The sequence below is a fragment of the Cognatundibacterium crateris genome (assembly GCF_010078235.1).
In the GTDB taxonomy this organism is placed as follows: Bacteria; Pseudomonadota; Gammaproteobacteria; order Burkholderiales; family Burkholderiaceae_D; genus Undibacterium; species Undibacterium crateris.
Genome location: NZ_JAABOS010000006.1, coordinates 43,635 through 70,518, shown reverse-complemented (window position 1 = coordinate 70,518; position 26,884 = coordinate 43,635). Strand labels below are relative to the sequence as shown.

General features: G+C 53.4%; 21 protein-coding genes and 1 tRNA gene. 13 read left to right on the top strand and 9 right to left on the bottom strand.

Annotation, left to right across the window (positions count from 1 at the left end; all coding sequences use genetic code 11):
- Positions 1 to 4: 4 nt before the first annotated feature.
- Positions 5 to 1,942, bottom strand: a complete 1,938-nt coding sequence (locus tag EYB48_RS12340; RefSeq protein WP_202927774.1) for a dynamin family protein — start codon at positions 1,940 to 1,942, stop codon at positions 5 to 7.
- Between the two features lie 122 nt (positions 1,943 to 2,064).
- Complete coding sequence (gene mutM, locus EYB48_RS12335; protein WP_162020665.1) at positions 2,065 to 2,886, bottom strand: bifunctional DNA-formamidopyrimidine glycosylase/DNA-(apurinic or apyrimidinic site) lyase; 822 nt, start codon at positions 2,884 to 2,886, stop codon at positions 2,065 to 2,067.
- Between the two features lie 273 nt (positions 2,887 to 3,159).
- On the opposite strand from mutM, the gene EYB48_RS12330 reads away from it, so the two are divergent.
- The 7 genes from EYB48_RS12330 (at position 3,160) to ggt (ending at position 10,462) form a co-directional block, all read left to right on the top strand.
- Positions 3,160 to 5,007, top strand: a complete 1,848-nt coding sequence (locus EYB48_RS12330; RefSeq protein ID WP_162020664.1) for a tetratricopeptide repeat protein — start codon at positions 3,160 to 3,162, stop codon at positions 5,005 to 5,007.
- Between the two features lie 97 nt (positions 5,008 to 5,104).
- Complete coding sequence (gene lolB / locus EYB48_RS12325; protein ID WP_162020663.1) at positions 5,105 to 5,704, top strand: lipoprotein insertase outer membrane protein LolB; 600 nt, start codon at positions 5,105 to 5,107, stop codon at positions 5,702 to 5,704.
- A complete protein-coding gene (gene ispE / locus EYB48_RS12320; RefSeq protein WP_162020662.1) occupies positions 5,701 to 6,552 on the top strand; it encodes a 4-(cytidine 5'-diphospho)-2-C-methyl-D-erythritol kinase in 852 nt (283 codons plus the stop codon). The genes lolB and ispE overlap by 4 nt, the downstream gene beginning before the upstream one ends.
- A gap of 68 nt (positions 6,553 to 6,620) precedes the next feature.
- Positions 6,621 to 6,697: transfer RNA gene (locus EYB48_RS12315), tRNA-Gln, on the top strand.
- A 126-nt stretch (positions 6,698 to 6,823) separates the two neighbouring features.
- A complete protein-coding gene (locus tag EYB48_RS12310; protein WP_162020661.1) occupies positions 6,824 to 7,786 on the top strand; it encodes a ribose-phosphate pyrophosphokinase in 963 nt (320 codons plus the stop codon).
- 120 nt (positions 7,787 to 7,906) lie between these two features.
- Positions 7,907 to 8,494, top strand: coding sequence for a 50S ribosomal protein L25/general stress protein Ctc (locus EYB48_RS12305; protein WP_162020660.1), 588 nt, complete (start codon positions 7,907 to 7,909; stop codon positions 8,492 to 8,494).
- Between the two features lie 198 nt (positions 8,495 to 8,692).
- The gene (gene ggt, locus EYB48_RS12300) at positions 8,693 to 10,462 is read left to right on the top strand and encodes a gamma-glutamyltransferase (protein ID WP_162020830.1); all 1,770 of its coding nucleotides are present in this window, start codon (positions 8,693 to 8,695) and stop codon (positions 10,460 to 10,462) included.
- 53 nt (positions 10,463 to 10,515) lie between these two features.
- Here the strand turns inward: ggt and EYB48_RS12295 are convergent, their stop codons facing one another.
- A complete protein-coding gene (locus EYB48_RS12295; protein ID WP_162020659.1) occupies positions 10,516 to 13,071 on the bottom strand; it encodes a TonB-dependent receptor in 2,556 nt (851 codons plus the stop codon).
- A 388-nt stretch (positions 13,072 to 13,459) separates the two neighbouring features.
- A complete protein-coding gene (locus EYB48_RS12290; RefSeq protein WP_162020658.1) occupies positions 13,460 to 14,041 on the bottom strand; it encodes a 5-formyltetrahydrofolate cyclo-ligase in 582 nt (193 codons plus the stop codon).
- 32 nt (positions 14,042 to 14,073) lie between these two features.
- Between EYB48_RS12290 and EYB48_RS12285 the strand changes: the two genes are divergently transcribed.
- The 4 genes from EYB48_RS12285 to EYB48_RS12270 all read left to right on the top strand — a co-directional run bounded on the left by EYB48_RS12285 (position 14,074) and on the right by EYB48_RS12270 (position 18,950).
- Positions 14,074 to 16,059, top strand: coding sequence for a lytic transglycosylase domain-containing protein (locus EYB48_RS12285; RefSeq protein ID WP_162020657.1), 1,986 nt, complete (start codon positions 14,074 to 14,076; stop codon positions 16,057 to 16,059).
- A complete protein-coding gene (locus EYB48_RS12280) occupies positions 16,046 to 16,765 on the top strand; it encodes a glutathione S-transferase family protein (RefSeq protein ID WP_162020829.1) in 720 nt (239 codons plus the stop codon). Before EYB48_RS12285 ends, EYB48_RS12280 begins: the two co-directional genes overlap by 14 nt.
- Complete coding sequence (locus EYB48_RS12275; RefSeq protein ID WP_162020656.1) at positions 16,765 to 18,036, top strand: multifunctional CCA addition/repair protein; 1,272 nt, start codon at positions 16,765 to 16,767, stop codon at positions 18,034 to 18,036. Before EYB48_RS12280 ends, EYB48_RS12275 begins: the two co-directional genes overlap by 1 nt.
- 248 nt (positions 18,037 to 18,284) lie before the next feature.
- The gene (locus tag EYB48_RS12270; protein WP_162020655.1) at positions 18,285 to 18,950 is read left to right on the top strand and encodes a GNAT family N-acetyltransferase; all 666 of its coding nucleotides are present in this window, start codon (positions 18,285 to 18,287) and stop codon (positions 18,948 to 18,950) included.
- A gap of 15 nt (positions 18,951 to 18,965) precedes the next feature.
- Here the strand turns inward: EYB48_RS12270 and lhpI are convergent, their stop codons facing one another.
- Both lhpI and EYB48_RS12260 read right to left on the bottom strand, forming a co-directional pair.
- Positions 18,966 to 19,925, bottom strand: coding sequence for a bifunctional Delta(1)-pyrroline-2-carboxylate/Delta(1)-piperideine-2-carboxylate reductase (lhpI, locus tag EYB48_RS12265; RefSeq protein WP_162020654.1), 960 nt, complete (start codon positions 19,923 to 19,925; stop codon positions 18,966 to 18,968).
- A gap of 55 nt (positions 19,926 to 19,980) precedes the next feature.
- On the bottom strand, positions 19,981 to 20,478 hold the full coding sequence (locus tag EYB48_RS12260) for an Lrp/AsnC family transcriptional regulator (protein ID WP_162020653.1): 498 nt from the start codon (positions 20,476 to 20,478) through the stop codon (positions 19,981 to 19,983).
- Between the two features lie 240 nt (positions 20,479 to 20,718).
- On the opposite strand from EYB48_RS12260, the gene hppD reads away from it, so the two are divergent.
- Positions 20,719 to 21,834 carry a 4-hydroxyphenylpyruvate dioxygenase gene (hppD, locus tag EYB48_RS12255; RefSeq protein WP_162020652.1) on the top strand — a complete coding sequence of 372 codons (1,116 nt, stop codon included), beginning with the start codon at positions 20,719 to 20,721 and terminating at the stop codon, positions 21,832 to 21,834.
- Between the two features lie 79 nt (positions 21,835 to 21,913).
- Entirely contained in the window at positions 21,914 to 22,810 is an 897-nt protein-coding gene (gene phhA / locus EYB48_RS12250) for a phenylalanine 4-monooxygenase (protein ID WP_162020651.1), read from the top strand.
- Positions 22,811 to 22,878: 68 nt separating this feature from the next.
- Here the strand turns inward: phhA and EYB48_RS12245 are convergent, their stop codons facing one another.
- The 3 genes from EYB48_RS12245 to EYB48_RS12235 form a co-directional block, all read right to left on the bottom strand.
- Positions 22,879 to 23,721 (bottom strand): DUF2087 domain-containing protein, encoded by an 843-nt coding sequence (locus EYB48_RS12245; protein ID WP_162020650.1) that lies wholly within the window; start codon positions 23,719 to 23,721, stop codon positions 22,879 to 22,881.
- A gap of 427 nt (positions 23,722 to 24,148) precedes the next feature.
- The gene (locus tag EYB48_RS12240; protein WP_162020649.1) at positions 24,149 to 25,345 is read right to left on the bottom strand and encodes a cation:proton antiporter; all 1,197 of its coding nucleotides are present in this window, start codon (positions 25,343 to 25,345) and stop codon (positions 24,149 to 24,151) included.
- 58 nt (positions 25,346 to 25,403) lie between these two features.
- Positions 25,404 to 26,882, bottom strand: coding sequence for an amidase (locus EYB48_RS12235; RefSeq protein ID WP_162020648.1), 1,479 nt, complete (start codon positions 26,880 to 26,882; stop codon positions 25,404 to 25,406).
- Positions 26,883 to 26,884: the final 2 nt, after the last annotated feature.

Here is a 26,884-nt window from a genome sequence, read left to right as displayed (position 1 = left end):
AAATTCAGGCGGCTACTTTTAATTTGGATAAATTAGCGGCCAGCGCTTCTTTGAGTTCGGTTTCCAGATCAGTCAGCGCTTTTTTCTGCGCATCGACCTCAGCCTGCATAGTTTCAAATGAAGTGATTTTATCTTCCAGACTATCAGTCGCCACATGGATACGCTGTATCGATTGCATGCGATTTTTGAGCTGAGATTTATGCTCACGAATCTGCGCTTCCAACGGTGCCATCACCACTTTTTGCCAGGCTTCCACATCTTTATTTGCCTGTAAAAAGTTTTGTTTGACGCGCGCTGCCACTGAATCAAAGAATTTATGAATCAGCTTGACACGGGTTTTGCTCATCATCTTGGTGTAGCTAAACTGTTTTTGACACACTACTTCAATAGCGTCTAACTCATTGATGTATTTATCGAGTGAAAAAGGCATAGGTGCGGACAAAGCCAGGCCATGCTCAGTCGAGAATTTACGATACATCACCGCCATCATCTCAGAAATCTCATCGGTCTTTTTGTTAGAGGAAATGAGATTCAGTCTGACCTGCGCAAAGAACTGACGTATCGAATCACGCAAACCGGTTGTCAAATGACTGGCTTCCATCGCTTCCCGGGTTTTGCGCACTTCCTCGCGCAGAATATCCATGCCCAGGCTGGTGAATACTTCTGTTGAGAGCTTGGTAAATACCGCACGGGTACCCTGCATACGAATCAGGCTCGCATCGAATTCCCTTTTCTCGGCGTCGACACGCTTCATCATGTGCTCGATCACGTTCATGTTCTTACCGCGTAAGCTTTTCAGCTCCAGCATCTGCTCCACCACGCTGCGGCTGCGTGAAGTGATCACGGCTTGTTGTGCATGGGTGATTTCAGTAATTTCTGCGATCAGTTGCGAACGGATGATGTCTTGCTTTGCCGGGATCAGCTCTTTCGATAAGGCATATTCCAGGCTGGGCAAACGGCTGCGTGCCAGCAAAGGCGCATCCTTATTGATTTTTGCAACCAGGCCTTTTTGTGCGGAAACCGGGAAAATCTGTTTTTCTTCCAGCGCCAAGGTCTGTGCGACGGTGCTGACCTGACGTGCAATCTGCCGCTCAGTTTCCTCAGTCGTACGCAACTCATCCCACATGCTGTCGATTTTATTGAGCACCACCATGCGGCCCATACCAGAGCCTATATGATTGCGCCAGACATCGATATCACTCTTGGTCACACCAGTATCGGCGGCCAGAATGAACAGGACGGCATGCGCATTCGGGATCAGGTTCAGCGTCAGTTCAGGCTCGGTACCAATCGCATTCAGACCCGGCGTATCAACAATGATCAGGCCTTCTTTGAGCAAAGGATGCGGGAAATTGACGATGGCGTGACGCCATTGAGAAATTTCGACCAGGCCGTTTTCATCGACTTCCAGCGCTGCGTCGGGATCATCTTCATCGAACAGGCCGTATTGCTTGGCCATCTCTACACTGACTTTTTTGGTCAGACTGACTTGCTTGAAGGCTTCCAGCATGCCATCGCCTGAACTGATATTCAGCGGCAGCACTTTCCATACGTGGTTCTGTCCCTTGTATTCGCTGGTTGACTGCGCTTCGGCGCGGGTTTCAATCGGCAATAAGCGTATGCAAGGCGGAATCGTATCGTCGTACAGCAGTTCAGTCGGACACATGGTAGTGCGTCCGGCCGATGACGGCAGGATGCGCTGACCATAATCAGCAAAGAAAATAGCGTTAATTAACTCAGACTTGCCACGGGAAAATTCAGCAACAAAAGCAATTGATAACTTATCGTCAACAAGACGCTCCTGCAAACGGGCCAGACGCTGATCAGTTGCCGCATCAGCCATGTCTGATCCACTAATCCAGCCGCGATACTGTTCCAGCGCCCGGGCGACACCCTTGCGCCATTCGCTATATTCTTGGAATTTTTGAACCAGATTGCTCATGTTCCCCTCAGTAAATTTTTTATTCGTTCAAGTATATATGTAAGCGCCGCAAAAAAAACGCAAAACACGGTATTACCAACAAGCATTGCCCCAAAGTGCAGGCATTTTGACTATTTTTTGACTTATTTCTGACAATACGCGCAATAAAAACTACTGCGCTGCCCCTGCCGGATTTGCCTTATAGGGCGCTCACACAAGCGACAGGGCTGCCCCGCGCGGTCATACACAAAATACGATTGCTGAAAATAACCGCTCTGTCCATCTACGCCGACAAAGTCTTTCAAGGTGCTGCCACCCTGAGTAATGGCTCTTTCCAAGGTTTCCTTAATGGCATGAGCCAGCAACTGGTAGCGCTGCAGACTGATACGCTGTGCGGCAGTTTCCGGGCGTATACGGGCCTTGAACAGGCTCTCAGACGCGTAGATATTGCCGACCCCGACCACAATATCACCCGCCAATAGCACCTGTTTAATCGCCGCACTGCGCTTTCTGCTTTGCTGGTACAGAAACTGCCCGTTGAAATCAGCCTGCAGGGGCTCCACACCCAGGCCGCTCAACAGCACATGCTGTTCCAGCGGTCCATCTGCATGGTCATGCCATAACACCGCACCAAAGCGGCGCGGATCTGTCATTCTTAAAGCCTGCGTACCGACCACAATATCAAGATGATCATGTTTTGCGGCAGGCTGATCTGCGGGCAATATGCGCAAATGGCCAGACATGCCCAGATGTATCAACAGACTGCCATGCTCAAAATGCAAGAGTAAATATTTCCCGCGTCTGCCAGTGCTCAATATTCTGCGTCCGCTGAGCAGGCCGGGCAATTGCTCAGGAAATGGCCAGCGCAAACCCGCCCTGCGCATCACGACGCTGGTGACGACTTGTCCATGCAGATGTGGATCAAGCCCCTGACGGGTCACTTCAACTTCTGGCAATTCAGGCATAGCGGGAACTTTTCTGAGCAGATAAATCTAAAAAGCTGGATGCGCCATTGTGCCACTTCAGTTTGTGACCGGGATGCATTTTTACCGTCATCATGGTGTAAGCAATCAAGGCAGACAAACGCATTTACAATTTGACACAGAGCAATAATTTGAGGATAAAGGCCAGTCGCTCAAATCGTAAGGCTGGCGGCGTTTTGTATAAAATCCTAAGAAACCCACGCTGAGATAAGTTCAGCGTAAAATCGCTCATCCTCTTCTCTATTCGGATCCGACTTGAAAACTCTGAACAATTTTGTTTCGACCGCTATTGTAGCCGCTCTCAGGCCTACTGCTTATCTGGCATGCACCGTCGTGCTGACTGCCTGCGCCGGATTAGGAACACAGACGGCACTACAGCCTGAGGATGCGCATCATGCACGCGATGCCGCCCATGCTGCGCTGTCCGCCGAAAAAGAAGTGGGTGCTCCCCCGGTGGCGCAGGTGCCGCAACAGGATAAGCTGCCCGAACTCAGCCTGAGCCCCGAATTACTGTACAAAGTGATGATGGCAGAAGTCGCCTATCAGCGCGGCAGCTGGCAAGCAGCCTATGTGACACTGATGTCGACCGCACAGGAAACGCGTGATCCACGCTTTGCCAGCCGCTCCGCTGAAATCGCGCTGAGCGCTAAACAACCGAGCGAAGCCTTGTCGGCCATCAGGCTGTGGCGCGAACTGGCACCGGAATCGAATGAAGCCATGCAGTATTACCTGGGCTTCATGCTGATGAATAATAATCTGAGCGAAATCCGTCAGGTCTACACCGACAGACTGAAAGCCGCCAGCCCTGAGCAATATCAGGTCATCATGCTGCAGGCGCAGCGCTTGCTGTCACGCGCGCGCGACAAACAAGCCGCCATGAATATGCTGGAAGAACTGCTGGCACCGTATCAAAATTTCCCGGAAGCGCATCTGGCACTGGCGCAAGGCGCGATGGTAGCTGGTAACAAAGCACGTGCACTGTCCGAGGCACAACAGGTGCTCAGCAAAAAAACCGATTCCCAAATCGCCGCACTGACCATAGCACAGGCTTCCACGCAGGCCGATGCGGTTAAATTCCTGAATAGCTTTTTGAAAAAAAATCCGCAGGCACGTGATGTGAGACTGGCGCTGGCCAGCTTGCTGATTGAACTGAAAGAGTACGACAAGGCCTATAACGAATTTGCTCAACTGCTGCGCGATAAGCCGGACGACACCAATGCACTCTACACACTGGGTGTGCTGTCTATGGAGCGTAACCAGCCCGAGCAGGCTGAAAACTATCTGAAGCAATATCTGAAACTGGCAGAAGATAAGCCGGAAGATCGCGATCTGAGCCCGGCGCTGTTGAACCTGTCACGTATCGCCATCGAAAAAAAGGATTACCAACAAGCGCTGGACTGGTTATCACAAATTGAATCCTATGATGGCAAAAATCCGGTCTGGTTCAATGTGCAAATCCGGCGCGCTCACCTGTTAGCACGCACTGGCAATGCGGACGCCGCAATGCAATTACTCAAAACCACGTCTGCAGCAAATGAAGCAGAACAAGTGCAATTGATACAAACCGAAGCGCAGTTACTGCGTGACCGCGGTTCCGTGCTGGAAGCCGGTCAGTTACTCAGAGAAGGCAGTAAGAAATTCCCGGACAATGCCGACCTGCTGTACGACTATGCCATGCTGCTGGAATCCCAGCAAAGCCTGGAGGAAATGGAAACCAGTCTGCGCAAAGTGATCGCGCTGGCACCAGAAAATCAGCATGCTTACAATGCGCTGGGTTACTCGTTCGCAGACCGTAATATCAGGCTCGATGAAGCGCTGACCCTGGTGCAGAAAGCGAATCAGCTGGCACCGGATGATCCGTATATTCTGGACAGCCTGGGCTGGGTTTACTTCCGCCTCGGTAAAATCAACGAGGCAGAAAAAGCCTTGCGCCGTGCTTATGAAATCCGTAACGATGCCGATATCGCGGCACATTTAGGCGAACTGTTGTGGAGCAAAGGTGATCAGGATGCCGCAAAAAAAATCTGGCGTGAAGCGCACCGCAAGGATGCGGGCAACACGACATTAAAAGGCACGCTGCAGCGCTTTCAGTTTCAGCCCTAAAGACTGAACGGCTAACGACTACAGGCGATACCGGCACAGGTATCGCCTGCCTTAGGCTCACTCTGCACTGCCCTCCCTGACATCCAGGTCTACCTCTATGAATTTGATTAATCCCCTGCTGTTGGGCATGCTGCTACTTAGCAGCGCCTGCTCCGTCATACCGCTCACTCCATCCGAAAGCGGCACGCTCAAGACTCAGCCAGTCAGCAGCTATCAGCAGCAAATCAGCCTGAGCGGCAAACTGTTTATACGCTATGAACAGAATGGCAAAGCACAGCAATTACCCGGCAACTTTGACTGGAAGCAGAACGCGCAAAATCTGGTCATCGATCTCTACAATCCCTTGGGACAAACCATCGCCAGAATTACCCAGACTGCGCAATCCGCGCTGCTGGAGCAACAGGACAAGCTGCCGCTACAAGCCGACAATCTGGAACAGCTGCTGCAAGACAGCCTGCACTTCCCGCTGCCGGTTTCCGGTTTGCGCTACTGGCTGCAGGGACAGATACGCCAGGCTGATGGTCAGCTGATCGCCTTAAGCACGAATGATCAGGTGGTAGAAACCGATGGCTGGAAAATCCGTTACGCCAGCTGGCATCAGCCGGGTTCACCCAAGCGCCTAGAATTATCCCGTTACACTACCGAGGCTGGCCAGGTCAGCCTGCAAATTATTTTAGAAGCCCCTTCCTCACCATGAAGTCTTTACATCAATGTCCGGCACCGGCCAAACTGAATTTATTCCTGCACGTGACAGGTCGCCGCGATGATGGCTATCACCTGCTGCAAACCGCATTCCAATTGATAGATCGCTGTGATTTGCTCGATTTCGATGTACGTCAGGATGGGCAAATTCTGCGCACCAACGATGTGCCGGGTGTTCCGGCGGACAGCGACCTGATCGTACGCGCCGCCCGCCTGCTGCAACAGAAAACCGGCACCACGCTGGGAGCTGACCTGACTTTGCATAAAATCCTGCCTATGGGCGGCGGTGTCGGTGGTGGCTCCTCGGATGCGGCGACGACGCTGATGGCTTTAAATCATTTATGGCAAACCGGACTGAGCCGCACTGAGCTGATGGCACTGGGTTTGCAGCTGGGTGCCGATGTGCCGTTTTTTATCTTCGGCGAAAATGCATTTGCCGAGGGCGTAGGCGAGGAATTACAAGCGATCAGCACGCCGGAACGCTGGTTTGTGGTGATAGAACCGGGCGTACATGTACCGACTCCAGCAATTTTTTCGTCCAGGGAGTTGACAAGAGACAGTAAGGCCGTCAGAATAGCGGACTTTTCCAGCAATGCAGAAAATTACTGGAGAAATGATCTGCAAACAGTTGCCTGCGCAATGTTTCCGCAAGTCGATGAAGCCATACAGTGGCTCTCGAAATTTGGAAATGCGAAGATGACAGGATCAGGAGCTTGTGTTTTTTGTGCTTTTGCTGATGAATCAGCAGCAGACAAAGTAATAATGCAAATGCCCGGTCGCTGGAAATCATGGAAGGCAAAATCGCTGAATCAACATCCTTTAGTTGATTTGCTGCAGAGATAAAAATTTGGTCTGTTGCGAGTTTTACGCTAGAATAGCGAAAGATTCTGACAACAGATAAACGGTTGTGTAGGGGAATCGCCAAGCTGGTTAAGGCACCGGATTTTGATTCCGGCATGCGAAGGTTCGAATCCTTCTTCCCCTGCCATTAAATTAAAGCCGCCGCATACAATGTGCGGCGGCTTTTTCAGTTTATACCTCTGATTATTTTCTAAAGCTTCACCAATTAGACAAATAGTCTGGCCCTCAAAAAATTCAGCCGATAGGTCCCGCCATGGCAAACGCGCGCGCACACGACAACATGATGGTCTTCACTGGTAACGCCAATCCTGCATTGGCTGCCGGCGTTGCAAAACAATTGGGTATTCCGCTTGGTAAAGCAGATGTCTCCAAATTCTCTGATGGCGAAGTTGCTGTCGAAATCAATGAAAACGTGCGCGGTAAAGATGTTTTCGTTCTGCAGTCCACTTGTGCGCCAACCAATGACAACCTGATGGAAATCATGTTGATGGTCGACGCGCTCAAACGTGCATCCGCTGGCCGCATCACTGCAGCGATTCCGTATTTCGGTTATGCACGCCAGGATCGCCGTCCGCGTTCCGCACGCGTGGCTATTTCTGCCAAAGTCGTTGCCAATATGCTGGAAGAAGCCGGTGTAGACCGCGTTCTGATTATGGATCTGCATGCAGATCAGATTCAGGGTTTCTTCGATATCCCGGTTGATAATATTTACGCATCCCCGATTTTGCTGGGTGATCTGGTTTCTAAAAACTATGATGACCTGCTGGTGGTATCGCCTGACGTCGGTGGTGTGGTTCGTGCACGTGCGCTGGCAAAACGCCTGGGCTGCGATCTGGCGATTATCGACAAGCGCCGTCCAAAAGCCAATGTGTCCGAAGTCATGAACATCATCGGTGAAGTTGAAGGCCGTAACTGCGTAATCATGGATGACATGGTTGATACCGCAGGCACACTGACTAAGGCAGCAGAAGTACTGAAAGAACGCGGCGCGAAAAAAGTGCTGGCTTACTGTACTCACCCAGTCTTGTCCGGCCCGGCGATTCAGCGTATTTCCCAGTCCCCGCTCGATGAGCTGGTTGTGACTGACACCATTCCACTGTCAGACGCAGCACGCGCCTGCAGTAAAATCCGTCAACTGTCCTGTGACAGCCTGCTGGCAGAAACCTTCCGCCGTATTACTAAAGGCGAATCGGTCATCTCCCTGTTCACAGACTAACAGACTAATCGACGAACCCGTTTCCGGCGCTGCCATGTACGTGGTGGCGCTTTTTACTGTATCCCTGGTCGCGGGGATACAAAACCGCAAGTTAGCTCTTGCATTTTTTGGAGTAACACCATGAAAGTTATCGCATTTGCACGCAAAGAACAGGGGACCGGAGCGAGCCGCCGCCTGCGCAATGCTGGCCAAACACCTGGCATCATCTACGGCGGCACAGAAGCGCCAGTAGCAATCAGCCTGGACCACAATGCGCTGTACCACGCATTGAAAAAAGAAGTATTCCACTCTTCCATTCTGGATCTGGAAGTTGACGGTAAAGTAGAAAAAGTTCTGTTGCGCGACTTCCAAGTCCACGCATACAAACAATTGGTATTGCACGCAGACTTCCAACGCGTTGATCCTAACCAAAAGATCCACGTTAAAGTGCCTCTGCACTTCGTTAACGCTGACGTATCTCCAGCAGTAAAACTGTCCGCAGCAGTCATCAGCCACGTTGCTGTTGAGCTGGACGTTTCCTGCCTGCCAGCTGATCTGCCAGAATTCGTTGAAGTTGACCTGTCCAAACTGGAAGCTGGTCAATCCGTACACGTTTCTCAACTGGTTTTGCCAGCTGGCGTAACAGCAGTTGTACACGGCGACGACGCAACTGTAGCGATCGCTACCGTACCAGCAGGTGCTGTTTCTGCTGACGCTGAAGCAAAATAATTCTGCGAATTGATTTCGTCAGAATGATCTGAAAAAACCAGCCTGCGGGCTGGTTTTTTTACGTCTGCAGTTTTTCGCTTACACTACAGGTTTCGTTTTACGCAAAATCATGCCAGCAAATGGCCTGGCATCGTCCTGCTGGCCTCATGGTTTTGCCTAAGCCCCCACACATCTGATGCTGACCGGAGTAGACCATTGTTGAACCGTTCCCACTTATTACCAGCCTTACTTCCTACCTTATTGCCAACAGTATGTGCAACACTGCTGGCCCTGACTGCACTGAGTAATGCACAGTTCGCGCAGGCGCAGATTGCGGCCAACATCAAATACGACACCAGCTATCCCATCATCAGTCCGGTAGAAGGCAAAAAAGGCCTGGTCGCGAGTGAGCATCAACTGGCCTCGCAAGCGGGTATCGATATCCTCAAACGCGGTGGTAATGCGGTCGATGCGGCGATTGCAACCGGCTTTGCGCTAGCCGTGGTATTGCCGAATGCCGGTAATATCGGTGGTGGCGGCTTCATGATGATACATCACGCGAAAAGCGGCAAAGATGTGGCGATTGATTTCCGTGAACTGGCACCGCAACTGGCCAGCCGCGATATGTATCTGGATGCCAATGGCAATGTGATACGTGGCAAATCCCTGTACAGCCATCAGGCCGTCGGCGTGCCCGGCACCGTGGCGGGATTCGAGATGGCACTGCGTGACTATGGCAGCCTGCCGCTCAAAGACTTGCTGGCACCGGCGATCCGTTATGCCGAACAAGGCTTTGTGGTCAGTCCGCATCTGGCTGCGATGCTGGAAGCGAGTAAAGAACAACTGGCCGCCTTCCCTGCCGCTAAAGCGATTTTCTTTCAGGATGGTCGTCCGCTGCGTGCCGGCGAGCGTCTGATACAAAAAGATCTGGCGAATTCCTTGCGTCAGATTGCAGCACAAGGCGCGAAAGCATTTTATGAAGGTGATATTGCGAAGAAAATCGTAGCCGAAATGCGTCAGCATCAGGGACTGATTTCTGAAGCGGATCTGAAATCTTACCGCGCCGTGCAGCGCCAGCCGGTACGCGGTCAGTATCGCGGCTTTGACATCGTCTCCATGCCGCCACCAAGTTCCGGCGGCGTACATATTATCCAGATGCTCAATATGCTGGAGCGTTTCCCCTTGCGCGAGCAAGGCCATAACAGCGCCCAGACGCTGCATCAGCTCAGTGAAGTCATGAAACTTGCCTATGCCGACCGTTCGGAATTTCTGGGTGACCCGGATCACGTCAAGGTGCCGGTCACTGGCCTGACCTCACGCCGCTATGCAGACACCTTAGCGCAGAAAATCAAGCAGGATAAAGCCACGCCTTCGGCCGAGATTAAACCGGGCCAGCCGCAGGCCTATGAAAGCGATCAGACCACGCATTACAGCGTGGCGGATCAATATGGTAATGTGGTAGCGACCACTTACACGCTGAATCTGAATTTTGGCAGCTGCATCGTCGCCGCCGGTACCGGCATCCTGTTGAATAATGAGATGGATGATTTTTCGATTAAAGCCGGGGTGCCGAATGCATTTGGTTTAGTCGGCGGTGATGCCAACGCGGTGCAGGCATGGAAACGTCCGCTGAGTTCGATGACACCGACTATCGTACTCAAAGACAGCAAACCCTATCTGGTGACAGGCAGCCCGGGCGGCAGCCGGATTATCACCACCACTTTGCAGACTATTCTGAATGTGATCGACTTTGGCATGAATCCGGCGGAAGCCGCCGTCGCTCCGCGCATCCATCAGCAATGGATGCCGGATCAGCTACGCTTCGAAAAAGGTATCAGCTTCGATACCCTGCGTCTGCTGGAACAAAAAGGCCAGCAATTAAAAGCCGGTGCCACCATGGGCAAAACCCAGACTATCCTGATCAAATCCGATGGGATCAGCGGTTATTCAGATCCGCGCAATCCTGATGGTGCGGCCATCGCATACTAAAAAAAACGCAGGGCAGCATCACACCGCCCTGCGTTTTTGCATCTGATACCTGATCAGAACTGATGCTGCACTTTGAGCGACACAAAGCGGCCACGCGGATCAGCCTGGGTAATATCGAAGAAGCTGGTTGATGAATCCCAGGATGGACGACGATTCGTCAGATTCTGTACCAGCAAACTCAACGTGGTTGCCGGGCTCAGCTTGTAAGAAGTCGTCAGATCCAGGCTACTGAAAGCCACCACCGTTTCATTGCTGGCAGATTTTTGCTCATAGCCACCGACATAATTCCAGATCAGAGTATTTGACCAGGCAGCTTTAGTCCAGTTGACGGAGCTGACGCCACGCCACTTAGGAATGGAACCGAAGTAATTAGTGCCCGCTCCCTCTGTCAGTTCAGCACCCGCAGATAAAGGCTCGGCAAAGCGCAGCACATAGCTGAGCTGGCCATTCAGAGTCAGCTGACCCCAGTCACTGCTCTGGAAGCGTTGACGTATATCGAGATCCAGTCCGGATACTTCACGATTGCCCTGATTACGGTATTGACGATACAGCGTCGTGATACGGCCCTGCTCATCGCGGGTCACTTTTTCCGGACGTGTTTTTTCTGAAGCCAGAATAGTGTCAGCGGACTCAGTACCGATCACGCCTTTCTGGGTGATGCGGTAGTAATCGATGCCCAGGCTGGTATTGGCGGAAGGCGCGATCACGATACCAAAGTTCAGATTATCGGAACGTTCAGGCTGCAAAGCCGCATTGGCGATCGTGATATTGGTCACGCCACGTGGCTGATTCGGCGTCAGCGGATCGCGCGGATCGGTCACACTGCCATAGCTGACCGAGGTGCTCTTGGTAATTTCCGGGAAAGACGGTGCGCGGAAACCACGCGAGGCAGTACCACGTAACAGCAACCAGTCAGCCGCCTGATAACGCAGGCTGGCCTTAGGTGAAAACGCATTGCCGAAATCGGAATAATGATCATAGCGACCAGCCAGATTCAGATTCAGGTCTTTGACCAGCGGCACGCTGAGTTCACCAAACAGTGCAGACACGTCACGCTGACCGTTGATGATATTGATCGCGGGACGCAATTCGGTGCCGCTCAACACTGCAGTGGAAGTCTGGGAATCCATGGCCTCCCTGCGCCATTGCGCACCACCGGCAAAACCCACTTTACCGGCTGGCAGCGTCCACAACTCGGACGAGGCACTCAGATCCACAGTGGTCAGCTCAGATTGTGCAGGACGGCGGGTAGACAGACGCAGACGGTTTCTGAGTTCTTCAGAATTTTTCGACTGATCGGCAAAGTTATAGCTGCCGTCAGCCAGCACTTGCTGGAACACATAACGGTTCACGAAATTGGCGACCGTTTCCACCATCACACTGCTGGATTTCCCGGCGGATAAATCCCAGTCCCAGCCTGAGGTATAGCCTTTTATCCCAGCCAGTGCGCGGTAAAACGTGACGCGATCAGTTTTCAGACGCGGTCCCAGATCGAATAAAGTGGCGCTGAAAGCCAGCGGTGTGGAGCCCGGATTATTCGGATGACCGACCGGCAGCACGACCGGGATCGTGGTCAGCGATTGATTTGCATTATTCCAGGCACGCAGATTACTCGATACGCTGAGTGGTGCGCTGAAAGTCTGGTCGGCGCGCGAATAGCTATGCAGCCATTCTGCATAAGCCTGGGTATCAGCGTTGATCTGATACGTACCGGACAAGGCGGTATGCACACGCTCTATGCCTGGAATCAGGGTACGGTAAGGCGCAGGATTATAGGCCAGCACCTGCCCCGTCTTACCCGGGGTCAGCGCGGAGTAAGGCAGCAACTGCAAAGGTCCCTGCACACCGCCCAAAGTACGGGTAGGATCAGAGCCGAAGTAATTGGTCGCGACCCAGCCCAGACTGCCATTTTGCTGATCGCGGAAATCCGCATCGCGTAACCAGCTCACATCACTCTGCTGCAATTTGCTGCGCTTTTGCGCATCCACCGACAGCGAAATACTGTAGCCATCTTTGTTCAGCTGACCCCAGCCTGTTTGCAGCAAGGCGCTTTGCTCAGACTGGCCGGTGCCGGTAGCAGACTGACCACCCTGCACCGTCAGCTCGGTTCCGGTGAATTCACGGTAGAGGATAATATTCACCACACCGGCCACCGCATCGGAACCATAGACAGAAGACGCGCCGTCTTTCAGCACTTCTATACGTTGTACCGCAGCCATAGGCAGACTGTTCAGATCAACGAATACATCCTGAATATTTTGCGCAGTTGCATAGCTGCTCACGCGTTTGCCATTCACCAGGATCAGGGTATTTTTTTGACCGATGCCGCGTAAGGATAAGCCGGAAGTACCCGCTGAAAAACTGCCGGTATATTGTTCGTTATAGCTGTTACCGCTATTCGCAGAAATCGAGCGTAAGACATCAGCGACGCTGGTCTTGCCACTGTCACGGATATCCTTGGCGCTGATCACCTGCACCGCAGCAGCACCTTCTTTTTGCGTCACACGCAGGTTAGAACCGGTAATCACCACGCGTTCTGCCTCTTGAGCAAAACTGTGGGAAGGGTAAATGGCGGCCAGCGCCAGCACCAGACTTAAGGGTCGTATCATAATTTCCTCTTTAAATATATGCGTTTGCGATCACAAACGATGAAGCTCACCACACCAGCCTGATGGGTCAGGTGATGAAAAAAAATCGATGGGGGTAACACGGAAGCTGAGCGACAGAGCGGCTCAGCGTGGGGGCACAATCACATGCACTGCGCCATGCACAGTGAATAGAGTGTGTTCAGAACGGGGATGCAACAAAAGCGGGATACAACTAAGTAAGACATGAAACACTTTACATAATCAACAATGCGCCCAGTGTAATCAGCACGCTTCAGATTGAGAACGAATTAAAAGTGAGTTGCATATATGAAATAACACATAAAGACAGAGCTGAAGCAAAAACACCGCTGCGCGGGTATGGCGTCAGTCCTGACAGCGTAACAGAGCCTCAACGCGCGACCAGCATCTCATGCATGGGCAAGTCAAAGTGGTCCGGCTCGAACTCACAGGCCGCAACGGGATACGCAATACCCAACGCCAATGCTTGCGGTAACTGCGCCAGTGTTCTGTCATAAAAACCACCGCCATAGCCTAACCGGTAAGCAGCAGCATTAAAGCCTACACAGGGAATCAGGATCGCCACAGGATCCAGCAAATGACTACGCTGAGCAGGCAAAGGAATGCCGTAACTGTCAGCCTCCATCGCATCACCCGGCTGCCAGGCCAGAAAACGCAGCGGCGCCTGCGCCTGCACCACCCAGGGTAAGGCCAGCTGTATGCCCAGCGCATGCAGTTCTGCATACACCGCACGCAAATCCGGCTCGGCGCGAATAGGCCAATACAGCGCCAGACTGGCTGGTCGCAGCGTCTGCATTTTCTCCAGCAGTTGTTGTTGCAGGCTGCGATCCCAGGCTGCGCGCTGCGCGGCAGGCACGGCGCTGCGCTGCGCTAATAACTGGCGGCGCAGGCTCAGTCTTGAGTTGGAAAGAAACTGTTCTGGCGCATGCGCGCCCTTGTCTGGCTGTGTCATACTGTCAGCAATCATGCTCAAAAGATAAACGAATGATGTCTTTCAAAAGAAAATTAGCCGGGCTAAGCCTGACGATCTTAGCAGGTTTGTTGGGCCCGCTGTCACATGCGGCGAATGCACCCAAAAAAACCCTGGTCACCGATGATGACCGCTTCATGGCGCTGCGCGATGCCGCCTTTCATGATGATGCCAGCGGCGCCGATCAGCATGCCGCTTTGCTCAGCAATTACGATATTCCCTCTTACGTTGATTACTACCGTCTGCGCTCGCGTCTGAGTAAAACCAGCAATGCTGAATTCCGCGAATTCCTGAGTAAGTACGAAGGCAGTGCGATTGCCGACCGGCTGCGCAATGACTGGCTGCTGGTATTGGGACGACGTGGCGAATGGGAGCTGTTCGATCAGCAGTATCCACAATTTGTGGTGGCGGATGATAACCAGCTGCGCTGCTATGCACAGCTGTCACGCGCCAGCCGCCAGCAAAAAGTCGCGGCTGAAGCCAAGGCCTTATTGAACTCGCCCAAAGACTACGGCGAAGGCTGCTACAGCCTGGTCAATGCGCTGGCCGCGAATGGCCAGTTCAGCCAGTCCGATCTGTGGGATCAGTTAAGAATGGCCGGTGAATATGGCGCCATGCCCTTAGCTCAACGCCTGGGAAAATTACTGGAACTGCCGGAAAAGAAAATCAGCGAAGCACTGGAAAAACCCGCTGCACTGCTCAAAAAAGGCCCAGACGGGACGAAAGCCGGTAAAGAATTATTTATCATCGCACTCGGGCGTGCAGCCAAATCCGACCCCGAAGATGCGGCTGAAAAATTGTCACGCTACAGCGCCAAACTGAATGAGACAGAACGCGCAAACGGCTGGGCACAAATCGCCTTGCAATCAGCGTTGAAACTGGAACCCGAAGCACTCGGTTATTGGGTGCGCGCAGAAGCGGCCCGTTTTAGCCAGGAAGCCTATCAGTGGCGTGTACGCACCGCGCTGCGTGAAGGCGACTGGAAGCTGGTCAAGAATGCGATTCTGGCGATGCCCGCCAATCTGCGCAATGAACCCGCCTGGATTTACTGGCTGGGCCGCGCGCTGAAAGCCGAAGGCAAGCAGGAAGAAGCGCGCCAGCTGTTTAATGGTATCGCCGATCAGATACATTTTTACGGTCAGTTAGCGAGCGAAGAAAATGGCCGCAAAATCGGTATCCCACCTGGCAATAAACCTGTCAGCGCCGAGGAAGTGGCGCCGATGGAAAAAAATCCTAACCTGCAAAGAGCGTTGCGCTTTTATGCGATGAATCTGCGACTGGAAGGCACGCGCGAATGGAATTGGGAATTGCGCAAAATGAATGAGCGCCAGACCCTGGCCGCAGCTGAACTGGCGCGTAAAAACAATCTGCTTGACCGCATGGTAAATACCTCAGACCGTACCCGTGGCGAGCTCGATTTCAGCCAGCGCTATCCGACACCATTCAACGACAGCATGTACAAAATGACGCAGGCGCTCGGGCTGGACATGGCCTGGGTGTATGGCCTGATACGTCAGGAATCGCGCTTTGTGATGCAGGCCAAATCGCATGTCGGTGCCTCCGGCCTGATGCAGGTAATGCCATCCACCGCACGCTATGTGGCGAAGAAAATAGGACTGGGCAATTTCGTGCCTGAGCAGGTCAATGATATAGAGACCAATATCGCGCTCGGCACCAATTATCTGAACATGGTACTGACCGATCTGGGTGGTTCGCAGGCACTGGCTTCAGCCGCTTACAACGCTGGCCCTGGCCGTCCGCGTGCCTGGCGCGCCAAGCTCAGCCACCCGGTCGAGGGTGCCATTTTTGCCGAGACCATTCCGTTCAATGAAACCCGTGGCTATGTCAAAAACGTATTGTCGAATGCGACCTATTATGCTGCGCTGTTCGAGAAAAAACCGCAATCGCTGAAAGCCCGTCTGGGTGTGGTGGTGCCAAAAGGCATGTCCGCCAGTGATGCCGAATTACCTGATGAAAGCCAACGCAATGCAAGAGACTGAAATTCATCCTGCCCTCGCAGCCATCATGCACGATCAGCGTTCGCCGCTGACACTGGTGATAGGAAATAAAAATTATTCTTCCTGGTCTATGCGCCCCTGGCTGGTGTTGAAAGCCTTTGGCATTCCGTTTGAAGAAATCCGTATTTTGCTCGGGCGTCCGGATACCACGTCATTGATCAGTGAATACTCGCTGGCTGGCAAAGTACCGGTGCTGACCAGCAAAGACATCACCGTATGGGATTCACTGTCTATCTGTGAATTCCTGGCCGACCAGTACAGCAGCCTGCATCTGTGGCCGCAGGATGTGGCAGCACGTGCGCATGCACGCAGCATCTGTGCTGAAATGCATTCCGGTTTTTCTGCATTGCGTTTTGATATGCCTATGAATATCCGTGCCGCACTGCCGGGTAAAGGCCGCACCATGGGTGCGCAGGCTGATATAGGACGTATCTGTGAAATCTGGGAAGACTGTCTGGCACGCTATGGCGCACATGGCTATTTATTCGGCAGCTTTTCGATTGCCGATGCCTATTTCGCACCCGTCGTGATGCGCTTCCGTACCTATGAAGTGTCGCTGGCTCCGGCCTTGCAAGCCTATGTAGAACGCGTGATTCAGCATCCGGCTGTGGCGCAGTGGATACGTGAAGCGGAAGCCGAACCCGAAGTCTTTCCTGCCCATGATGCACGTTTAGAGAAGTCGCCCTGATGAAGATTTATGAAGTGGGTGGCGCGGTGCGCGACCGTTTGCTTGGTCTGGCAGTGCAAGACCATGATTATGTAGTGGTAGGCAGCACGCCGGAACAAATGCTGGCTGCCGGTTTTCAGCCGGTAGGCAAGGATTTTCCGGTGTTTTTGCATCCGAAAACCCATGAAGAATATGCGCTGGCCCGCACCGAAAGAAAAACTGCAGCGGGCTATAAAGGCTTTGTTTTTCATACCGATGCCGAAGTCACGCTGGAACAGGATCTGATACGGCGCGACCTGACGGTGAATGCGATGGCGCGCGACAGCGACGGCCACATCATCGATCCGTTTGGCGGCCAGCAGGATTTACAGGCCGGCGTGTTCCGCCATGTATCGGCGGCGTTTGCTGAAGACCCGGTACGCATACTGCGGGTAGCACGTTTCGCGGCGCGCTTTTCGCAACCACCTCGTGTATTTCAGGTGGCAGCAGAAACGAATACGCTGATGCGCACTATGGCGGACGCGGGTGAAGTCGATGCACTGGTGCCGGAACGGGTGTGGCAGGAAATTGCACGCGGCCTCATGGAAGCCGTCCCTTCGCGCATGTTTGCGGTATTACGTGAGTGCGGTGCCTTGCAACGTCTGCTGCCAGAACTCGATGCGCTGTGGGGCGTGCCGCAACCGCCACAACATCATCCCGAAATCGATACTGGTGTGCATGTGATGCTGGTGGTCGATTACGCCGCACAACAAGGCTATACACTGCCGGTCAGACTGGCGGCTTTACTACATGATCTGGGCAAAGGCCAGACTGATCCTGCATTATGGCCACGTCACCACGGCCACGAAGCGCGCAGCGTGGAACTGGTACAGGCGATTTGTCAGCGCTTGCGGGTTCCGGGGGATTGCCGCGATCTGGCTGTGATGACGGCGCGCGACCATGGCAATGTGGGCAGAGCGCTGGAAATGCGCAGCGCCAGTCTGGTCGACCTGCTGATGCGTAATGATGCTTTCCGCAAGCCTGAACGTTTTCTGGAATTTCTGCTGGCGGCGGAATGCGACCATTTTGGCCGTACTGGCTTTGAACAAGTGCCTTTCCCGCAAACCGACTTCCTGCGTGCAGTGCTGCAGGCAGCGCGCCAGGTTAATGCCGGTGCCATTGCCGCACAATGTGCAGACAACCCGGCGCGGATACCGGAAGCGGTACGCAGCGCGCGCATTGCCGCTGTGCGTGCCTTGCGTGCTGAGCTTGCTGAAGGAGCCGAAGCTGCTGCAGCTAATGAGAACAAATAAGCCGAAACCAAAGTCCGCATGAAATAAGGCGCGTAGCCGTTTTTCGAGCCAGAAGCCGCAGCAAATATAGGTCTGCTGAATTTTCGCTTGCCAGCAGCTACGCAGCGGATGGCAGTGCGCTTGCTCTACAGCAAAAAAACAGCCAGCTACTCAGCGAGTCCAGCTATCATGCGGAATAGCTGGAGTTCAGCCAGTTATTGCTCTACAATTGATTGTGCACTGCACCATTCATGCAGTAAGGAGTTGTTATGCAGCCCTCCGACCTCTATTCCGATCCCTCATCCGGCGCGCCGGAGTCTAAGTCGCGTCCCATCATTCATGTCAAGGAATTATCGGAACGTGACCGTCACCGCATCTTGCACCATTTCCTGGCACTCGAAGAAAGCGACCGCCTGCTGCGCTTCGGTACCTATCTGCCGGATGCCATGATAGAAAAATATGTAGATGGCATTAATTTTGAACAGGACAAAGTATTCGGCGTGATGAGTCACAGTTTCCGTCTGATCGGTGTCGGTCATCTGGCATTTGCACCGCGTACCGAAAAAGATGAAGCCACCGACAAAGCCAGGGTCGCGGAATTCGGCGTATCGGTGTCGCAAAACGCACGTGGCAAAGGCGTCGGCGCCAGACTGTTTGAACGTGGCGCCATCCATTGCCGCAATGCCGATGTCGATACCCTGTACATGCATTGCCTGTCATCGAATGCGACCATGATCCATATCGCTAAAAAAGCCGGCATGGAAATTCACCGCGAATATGGTGAGGCCGATGCCTATCTGAAGCTGCTGCCAGCCAGTCCGGCCAGCGTCTTGATGGAAGCGATGCAGGAACAGGTGGCAGCTCTCGATTACAGTTTCAAGGCCAATGCGCGCGCCGCGGCCAAGTGGCTGCGCCATTTACCGGGCTGGAAATAAAACGCGGTGCGTGCTTTAGCCAGCGCCATTCACGGTTTTCAATACCAGACTGGCGCAGAGTAAATCCGCCAGCGCGGTACCGACCGATTTGAACACGGTGATTTCTTCTGCATTTTTCCGTCTGCCCTCCCCGCGGCATAATTGCGCTAAATCTGCGGCGATGGCCGATGCCTGAAACTGACCTTCTGCAATAGGGATTAGTAATTCCCCGGCTTCCCTGAGTACGTTTTCCCGCGAATCAACGCACACCCGCGCACGGGTAATCAGGGCGGTATCACATTCGCGCCGGTCCGGACTGTGATTGCCCAGCATATCCACATGACAGCCAGGCGCGATGTGTGCGCCCGCCAGCAAGGGCGTGGCGGAACCGGTGGCGGCCACGATGATGTCGGCGCCTGCCGTCACCTGGGACAGCTCACTGACTGCCTGCACTTGCAATTCAGGATAAGCGCTGCCTGATTCAGCATAAAACTGATCGACCACCGCCTGTGCCTTCGCGCTATCCCTTCCCCACACCGATATGCGGCTCAGCGCATGCTGGCTCAGATGCGCGCGCAGCAAAGGCAAGGCAAGCCGACCGGTACCCAGCAATAGCAAATGCTGTGCATCAGGCCGGGCCAAATAGCGCGCCGCCAGCGCCGATACCGCAGCGGTGCGCCAGTAGGTCACGCTGGTACCATCGATCATCGCCAGCGGAACACCATCTGCACGCCGGAACAGCAGGATTTTGGCAAACACAGTGGGCAACTGATTTTCTGCATTATCCGGAAAATAGGTGAAGGCCTTCATCCCGATCAGCTCCTCATTCCAGGCTGGCAGCAATGCAAAGCCTTCATGGTTGCCAGCTTGCTCTGACAGGCGATAGACCTGGCGTGGTGGCATGCTGAAATCCTGGCTGAAACCCTGCGCCAGCGCATCGATCAAACGCGGGAAATCCAGCGCCTGCCCGACTTGTGCTGCATCGATAATCTGCATAGCTGCTCTCTCTCTGCTCTGTGTTGAGTGATAAGGAATAAGGGCGAGTGGTTCTTTATCCTGCCACCGGTAAGGCCGTGGTTTCTTTAATCTGTTGCAGCGCGAAGCTGGACTTCACATCCAGCACGGCCGGATGGCGCAACAGGGTCTCCATCATAAAGCGGGAAAAGTGATCCATGTCTTCGACATGCACACGTAGCAGATAATCCATTTCACCGGTCATCGCATAACAGGCGACCACCTCCGGCCATTGCGCGACCGATGCTGAAAAATCCTCGCGCGGCGAACGCGAAGCACCCTTGCCCGGCTGATCGCTATGTTTTTCCAACCGAACATTCACATAGGCGAGCAGGCCGAGACCGATTTTGGCCGGTTCCAGCAAAGCCACGTATTTGCGTATCACGCCACTGTCTTCCAGCCGCTTGATACGGCGCAGGCAAGGGGATGGCGATAAGTTAATCCGCTCTGCCACTTCCTGATTGGTCAGACGACCGTCTGCCTGCAGTATCGCCAGAATTTTCCTGTCGATTTTATCCAGCACTAACTCTGTCATGATTTGCCAAGGATTGATTGATATGAGCAATATTATTGCGCAATTTTAGTCAGCTTTGGATAAATTTGGAATTTTATGGCGCGTTTTGCGGACTATACTGTGAGTTTGATCTGCATCAAAAAGTATCCGGAAACGGACATTGATACAGCCATAAAGACTGATGCAAGCCTGCAATTATCCGGCAGACTGGACGCAGGCGACATCGGTTCTACATTCGATGATTTGACACAGGAGACAAGCATGACCTTCCAGACTTGGGACAACCCGATGGGGACCGATGGGTTTGAATTCGTAGAGTACGCCGCACCGGACCCAAAAGCCATGGGCGAACTGTTTATCAGCATGGGCTTTACCGCTATCGCTAAACACCGCACCAAGGATGTAACGCTGTATCGTCAAGGCGATGTGAACTTCATCATCAATGCAGAACCTGACTCTTTTGCACAAAAATTCGCACGCAAACATGGTTCTTGCGTATGCGCCTTCGCGTTCCGCGTGAAAGATGCGAATGCCGCTTACAAACGCGCACTCGATCTGGGCGCATGGGGCTTTGATAACAAAACCGGTCCTATGGAACTGAATATTCCTGCCATCAAAGGTATCGGTGATTCCCTGATTTATTTCGTCGACCGCTGGCATGGCAAAGATGGCGCTGAGCCTGGTTCCATCGGCAACATCAGCATTTATGATGCGGACTTCGTTGCTATTCCTGGCGTAGCCCCTAATCCAGTCGGCAATGGCCTGACCTATATCGACCACCTGACCCACAATGTGTATCGTGGCCGCATGAAGGAATGGGCAGACTTCTATGAAAGCCTGTTCAACTTCCGCGAAATCCGTTACTTCGATATCGCCGGTAAGCATACAGGTCTGAAGTCCAAAGCCATGACTTCCCCTTGCGGAAAAATCCGTATTCCTATCAACGAATCGTCCGACGACAAGTCCCAGATCGCAGAATATCTGGACCTGTATCACGGCGAAGGTGTGCAGCATATCGCGATGGGTACCGACAATGTGTACAAAACCGTGGCCGATATGAAGGCAGCCGGCGTTTCTTTCCAGGATACGATAGAAACCTATTACGACCTGGTCGACCGCCGCCTGCCTGGCCATGGCGAAAATCTGGAAGAATTGCGCAAACTGCGCATTCTGATCGACGGTAAGAGCACAGAAACTTCACGTGAATTGCTGCTGCAGATTTTCACGACCACCGTGATCGGCCCTATCTTCTTTGAAATCATCCAGCGCAAAGGCGATCAGGGCTTTGGCGAAGGTAACTTCCGCGCGCTGTTTGAATCCATAGAACTGGATCAGATACGCCGCGGTGTACTGAAAGATGAGAAAGCAAGCGTATAAGCTTGCTGCACTAATGTGAGACTCCAACAAAAGGCCGACACTTTGTATGTCGGCCTTTTGTCTAAAAAAGATTAAAACAATGGATACGAATACAGTTACCACCGTCAGCAATGCGGATTTTCTCGCCACCGTTGCTGAAAAATCAGATGGTGCCGCGCTGCGCGGCGACTATAGCAAGGCGGATGCGCACTATGTAGTCAGCCAGGATTGGGCTGCCTATACCGAAGAAGAACATGCGCTGTGGCGACGTCTGTATCAGCGTCAGATGGCCTTGCTGCCAGGACGTGCGTGTGATGAATTCATCGAGGCACTACAGGCGATGAATGCGGCCGATGGCATCCCGGAATTTGAAAAAACCTCGCAACAATTATTTGCTGCGACTGGCTGGACTATCGTTGCGGTACCGGGTCTGATTCCTGAACTGACTTTCTTTGAACATCTGGCCAATCGCCGCTTCCCGGTCACAGTCTGGCTGCGCACACCGGAAGAATTCAACTACATCGTCGAGCCGGATGTATTCCACGATTTCTTCGGGCATGTGCCCATGCTGTTCAATCCTGTGTTTGCCGATTTCATTCAGCTGTACGGCAAAGGCGGCCTCAAGGCGATGAAGCTGGGTGGACTCGATCAGCTGGCGCGCCTGTACTGGTACACCGTGGAATTCGGCCTGATCAATACGCCGCAAGGTTTACGCATCTACGGCGCGGGCATCCTGTCTTCCGGCGGTGAAGTCGAATACTGCCTGACACCGGGCACCAGTTCGCGTCACATCCATCTGGAGATAGAACGCTGCCTGAATACCTTGTACAAGATAGACAGCTATCAGGAAACCTATTTTGTGATCGACAGTTTCCAGGAATTGTTTGACGGTACCGCGCCTGACTTTACGCCTTACTACGATAAGCTCAGATCAGGTAATCCATTGCCAGCAAATACCCTGTTGCCGCATGAAGTGGAATTACTGCCTGCACAGTAATCCACCAACCAGTTACGACGGCTGCGATCAACGCGATCGCAGCCGTTCCACGCGCCACCTCAGCTGGCTCAGCTTTCCTTGTTCGCTGCCGTCACACACCAATACACTGCATTCTCACGCTGCATCAAACCGTGCATGATCATTTCTCTTCGCAGCGTCGCGCAATCTTCGTGAAACTGTAGCAGGAATTGATTCAGCTCCGCTTCCGGATATCGCCTGTGCTGATCCAGCTGCGCCAGCAGCCAGTGCAATATCACCAGCCGTTTTTTTCTTTGCTCAGGTATTTTCAGTAAACGGTCATCACGTACAAAACTGGCCATGACACGCGCCGCTTCCTGCGCGTTACTGTGCAAATCCAGATTCGCCAGCTGCACATTCCAGCGCTGATGCAGACGTTCGGTTCTGGTATGGCGTAAACGCTGTAACACCAGTTGTTGCCAGGCTGGCGTCGCATAGGCCTGTACCAGATCGCGCTGTATGCCATCCCAGACACCGGCATCAGCAGTCAGCCCCAGCGCTTGCAGATACTCGCTTCTGACCAACATAAACTGCTTGCGGTAAGGGAGCAGGAACAGACTCGCATCCTGCTCAGCGCACTGACGCGCTTCTGCATACTCACTGAACCACAGATTGGTCAGGCCTGCGACTTCAGCGCCATGCCATAAAGTCGCCATATCGCTGCCGGGCGCCGCTTTACCGGATAAGACCTGCAAGGCATGCTCCCAATGTTGAAAGCCCAGCTCAGCGGCGCACAGGTTCAGACTATGGCGTAACTGCCAGCACTCTGGCAAAGTCCAGTGCTGCTGACGACTGAGCACCAGCGCATGTTTGCATGCAGGTGCATGTCCCTGCTGCAACAGCTTCAACAACAAACGTGCGCGCGTTTTCATTTCCTGTATCAGCGGATTCATACCTGCACCTCGCTGTAACTGAAGACAGGCCGTGCATACATGGAACAGGAAACCGGACAGGGGTAAAACTGAAATAAAACTAAAGACAACATGATCGCTCCAATTCGTTATCTGACGACCCGCTACGTCAAACGAATAATCGCTGATCACATCTGATGATGGCCAAACCGGCTGGCCGGTAAGGATGCGATAACACAGGGTGAGAGCCTCTTTTGCGGGCAGGCGCCCCTGAGCACCTGAGCCGCGATTGTAAAGTCAGGCTGAAGTCGCTGTCAATCAGACTGTTGGCGCTGTTGCGCGAAATCGCCAATCAGCTCCAGCCTTTGCCCCCCATCTTGCAAAGATCCATATCGAGAGCCACTCGCCATCATGGCTCAGGCGAAAGCGCCTCCGAACAAGAGTAAATAATGGATGCACGAAGTGGAACTCAGTGTTTGAAAATGAGTGCCCGGAAGCGTGCCAGTTTGGGATGTACCACGGGTACGGTAAGCATGGTGCTGCCTATGGCCATCAGTAGCAGTGCGGTAAATGTCTCACTGGCGATAATACCTTTTTCGAGCAGAATATTGACAAAAATAATCATAATTAAGGCCTTAGTCTGTAGCAGCCATCCGATCACCGAGGCTTCGCCTTCGCCCCATTTGAGTATCCTTCCAGCGAGGTGGACACCAGCCAGCTTACCACTGACCGAAGCCAGCAACAGAAAGGCAGCAACGACAAACACCATCGTGCCCCCCATCGCCCAGTTCGTTTTTAATCCGGTGCTGAGAAAGAATACCGGCATGATGACGAGTAGTACGTGATGCCGGAGTTGGTCCATTTTTTCCTGATCATACCAATCCGCATCCATCACCACACCCGCCAGGAATGCGCCAACCATGTAGTGCAGACCTGCCCAATCCGCAGCCAATGCGCAGCTGGCAAGCCAGATCAGGGCGACATACCAACGGTCACGTTCCTGCAGCCGCACCATCACTGCGCGAAACAGGATAGTGACTACGGTATAAACCAGTAAAAACCCCAACTGCCGCCCCACACGCGTCCAGTCAAGCAGGAGTATCGCCAGTACGCCCCAGATAGCAACATCGTCCAGACTGGCGTAGCGCAGTATGCGTTGCCCTATCGGTTGGCGCAAGATGTCCAGTTTTTCCATCAGCAAAATCAAAATAGGTAATGCCGTCACTGCGCACGCCATGCCTATCCCGATCACGAACTGCCAGTCCGATGCAAGTGGTCCTTTCCAACCGTCGTACATCAAGATGCCAAGGGCGGTGACACAGCCAAACAACATCGGCGTACCTAGTGCCAAGAGTGCAGTGATCGTGCTTTCTTTTCTGTATTCCCAGACTTTGCGAAAGTCGAGTTCTATACCGGCGATCATGACGAAAATCATGACGGCCCAGAGTGCAATCCCGTTCAACGATTGAATCACCGGCGCGCTGAAAACAAACTTGTAATATTCCGGATACAGCGCGCCAAGCACGCCAGGACCAAGCACAATGCCGGCAATGATCTGTACCACAACCAAAGGTGCGTAATAGTCGGTATTGCACACGCGCCAAATGGTATAAGGAATCGCAAATATCATTAGCATTGCGATCAGAAATATTTCAGTGACACTCATAGATGGATACATATTTGATTCACCTGAAAGTTGACAACAAAGAGAAGGACTGGTGAATTCAAGGCTCTGCTATTGGCGGTGGAAACCAGCCCCCCAATGCATCCTCGAGCAATAAAGCACCGGCGATCGTGATATGGTCCGCGTTGTGACAAGCGACCAGTTGCACCGAAGCGGGTAACCCTGACTCCGCCAACCCCACGGGCGCAACTGTCGCAGGCAATTCCAGAGCATTGAACAGTGCGCAATAGGCCACATCGAATGGATGCCAGAGCGAACCACCGTGCAAAGGTGCCGGGCCTGGCGTCACCGGCAACAGCAACAAGCCGTCAGGGCCAAGCGCCTTACTCAAGTCCTCACGCAGCGATCTTCCCGCCGCCAGCAGTTTGGCAACGCGCGCCGGCCCCGGCGAAGCGTAGCGTTCCACCACGCAGGCGAGCAGCGGGCCTGGCGTGTGGCGAGGCTTACCCAGCAAAGCTGCCATTGCAGCAGAGAGCAAGGCAACAGGACTGCCATTGCCCACAAGTCGATTGAGCGATGGCCCCGCAGCTGCCATCGTCGTTGCCAGCCAGATGTCAAACGAATCGCGCAATAAGGGATGCTCCCACGAACGGACTCTGGCACCACGTAATTCGAAAGCATGTGCAGCCCGTGCCACCGCTTGTTGTGCGGCAGAGCTAATCTTCCCGACTCCGCGAACCGACGGTGCTTCGCATACCAGCACGGTCTTGCCAGCGAAATCGACGCTAGCCGGGTCTCGCAGAACGGACTGACACATATTGCTATCGATTCCATCGGGACCTGCGATGATGCGCAGCAGCGGCATCAAATCTGCAGCAGACCTGGCAATCGGACCGGCGGCAAAATATCTGGCCATGGCTTGTGCGCCAGGTTCAGCTGCGAACATATCATCCAAAGGTAGATGGCCACTCAGGGGTACCAGACCGCTGCTGGGCTTATGCCCAAAAACACCGCAATAGGCAGCCGGAATACGGATAGACCCACCACCATCGGTACCAAGTCCGAAGGCGGCAGCACCGGCAGCGACGCTCGCCGCCTCCCCGCCACTGCTGCCGCCCGAGGTGCGACGCAGGTCATATGGATTGCTGGTACGTCCATAAACATGATTGTCCGATTCCGGCCACAGTGCCATCTCAGACATATTCGTCAGGCCTATAGGAATTGCCCCGGCCTGACGCACCCGCGCAACGATGCTTCCATCGCTCTTTGCCAGCTTGCCCATGCGCAGGACCGATCCGCTGGTGTGTGGTAAACCCGCCATGCCCAGCCCTTCCTTGATGCTGCATGGCACACCATGAAGCGGACCGATTACAAGCTCTGTATCCAAGGCGATATCTGCCTGCCGCGCTTCCGCGAGTGCCAGTTCATAGCGTGGTACGACAATCGCATTCAAGCCAGGATTGAGCGCCTCGGCACGCGCGATGTGGGCTAGCATCACTTCCAGCGCTGACACCTCACGGCGTCGTATACGCTGCGCAATTTCCATTGCTCCCATGTGTAAAAAATCGGGGCGATTCATGC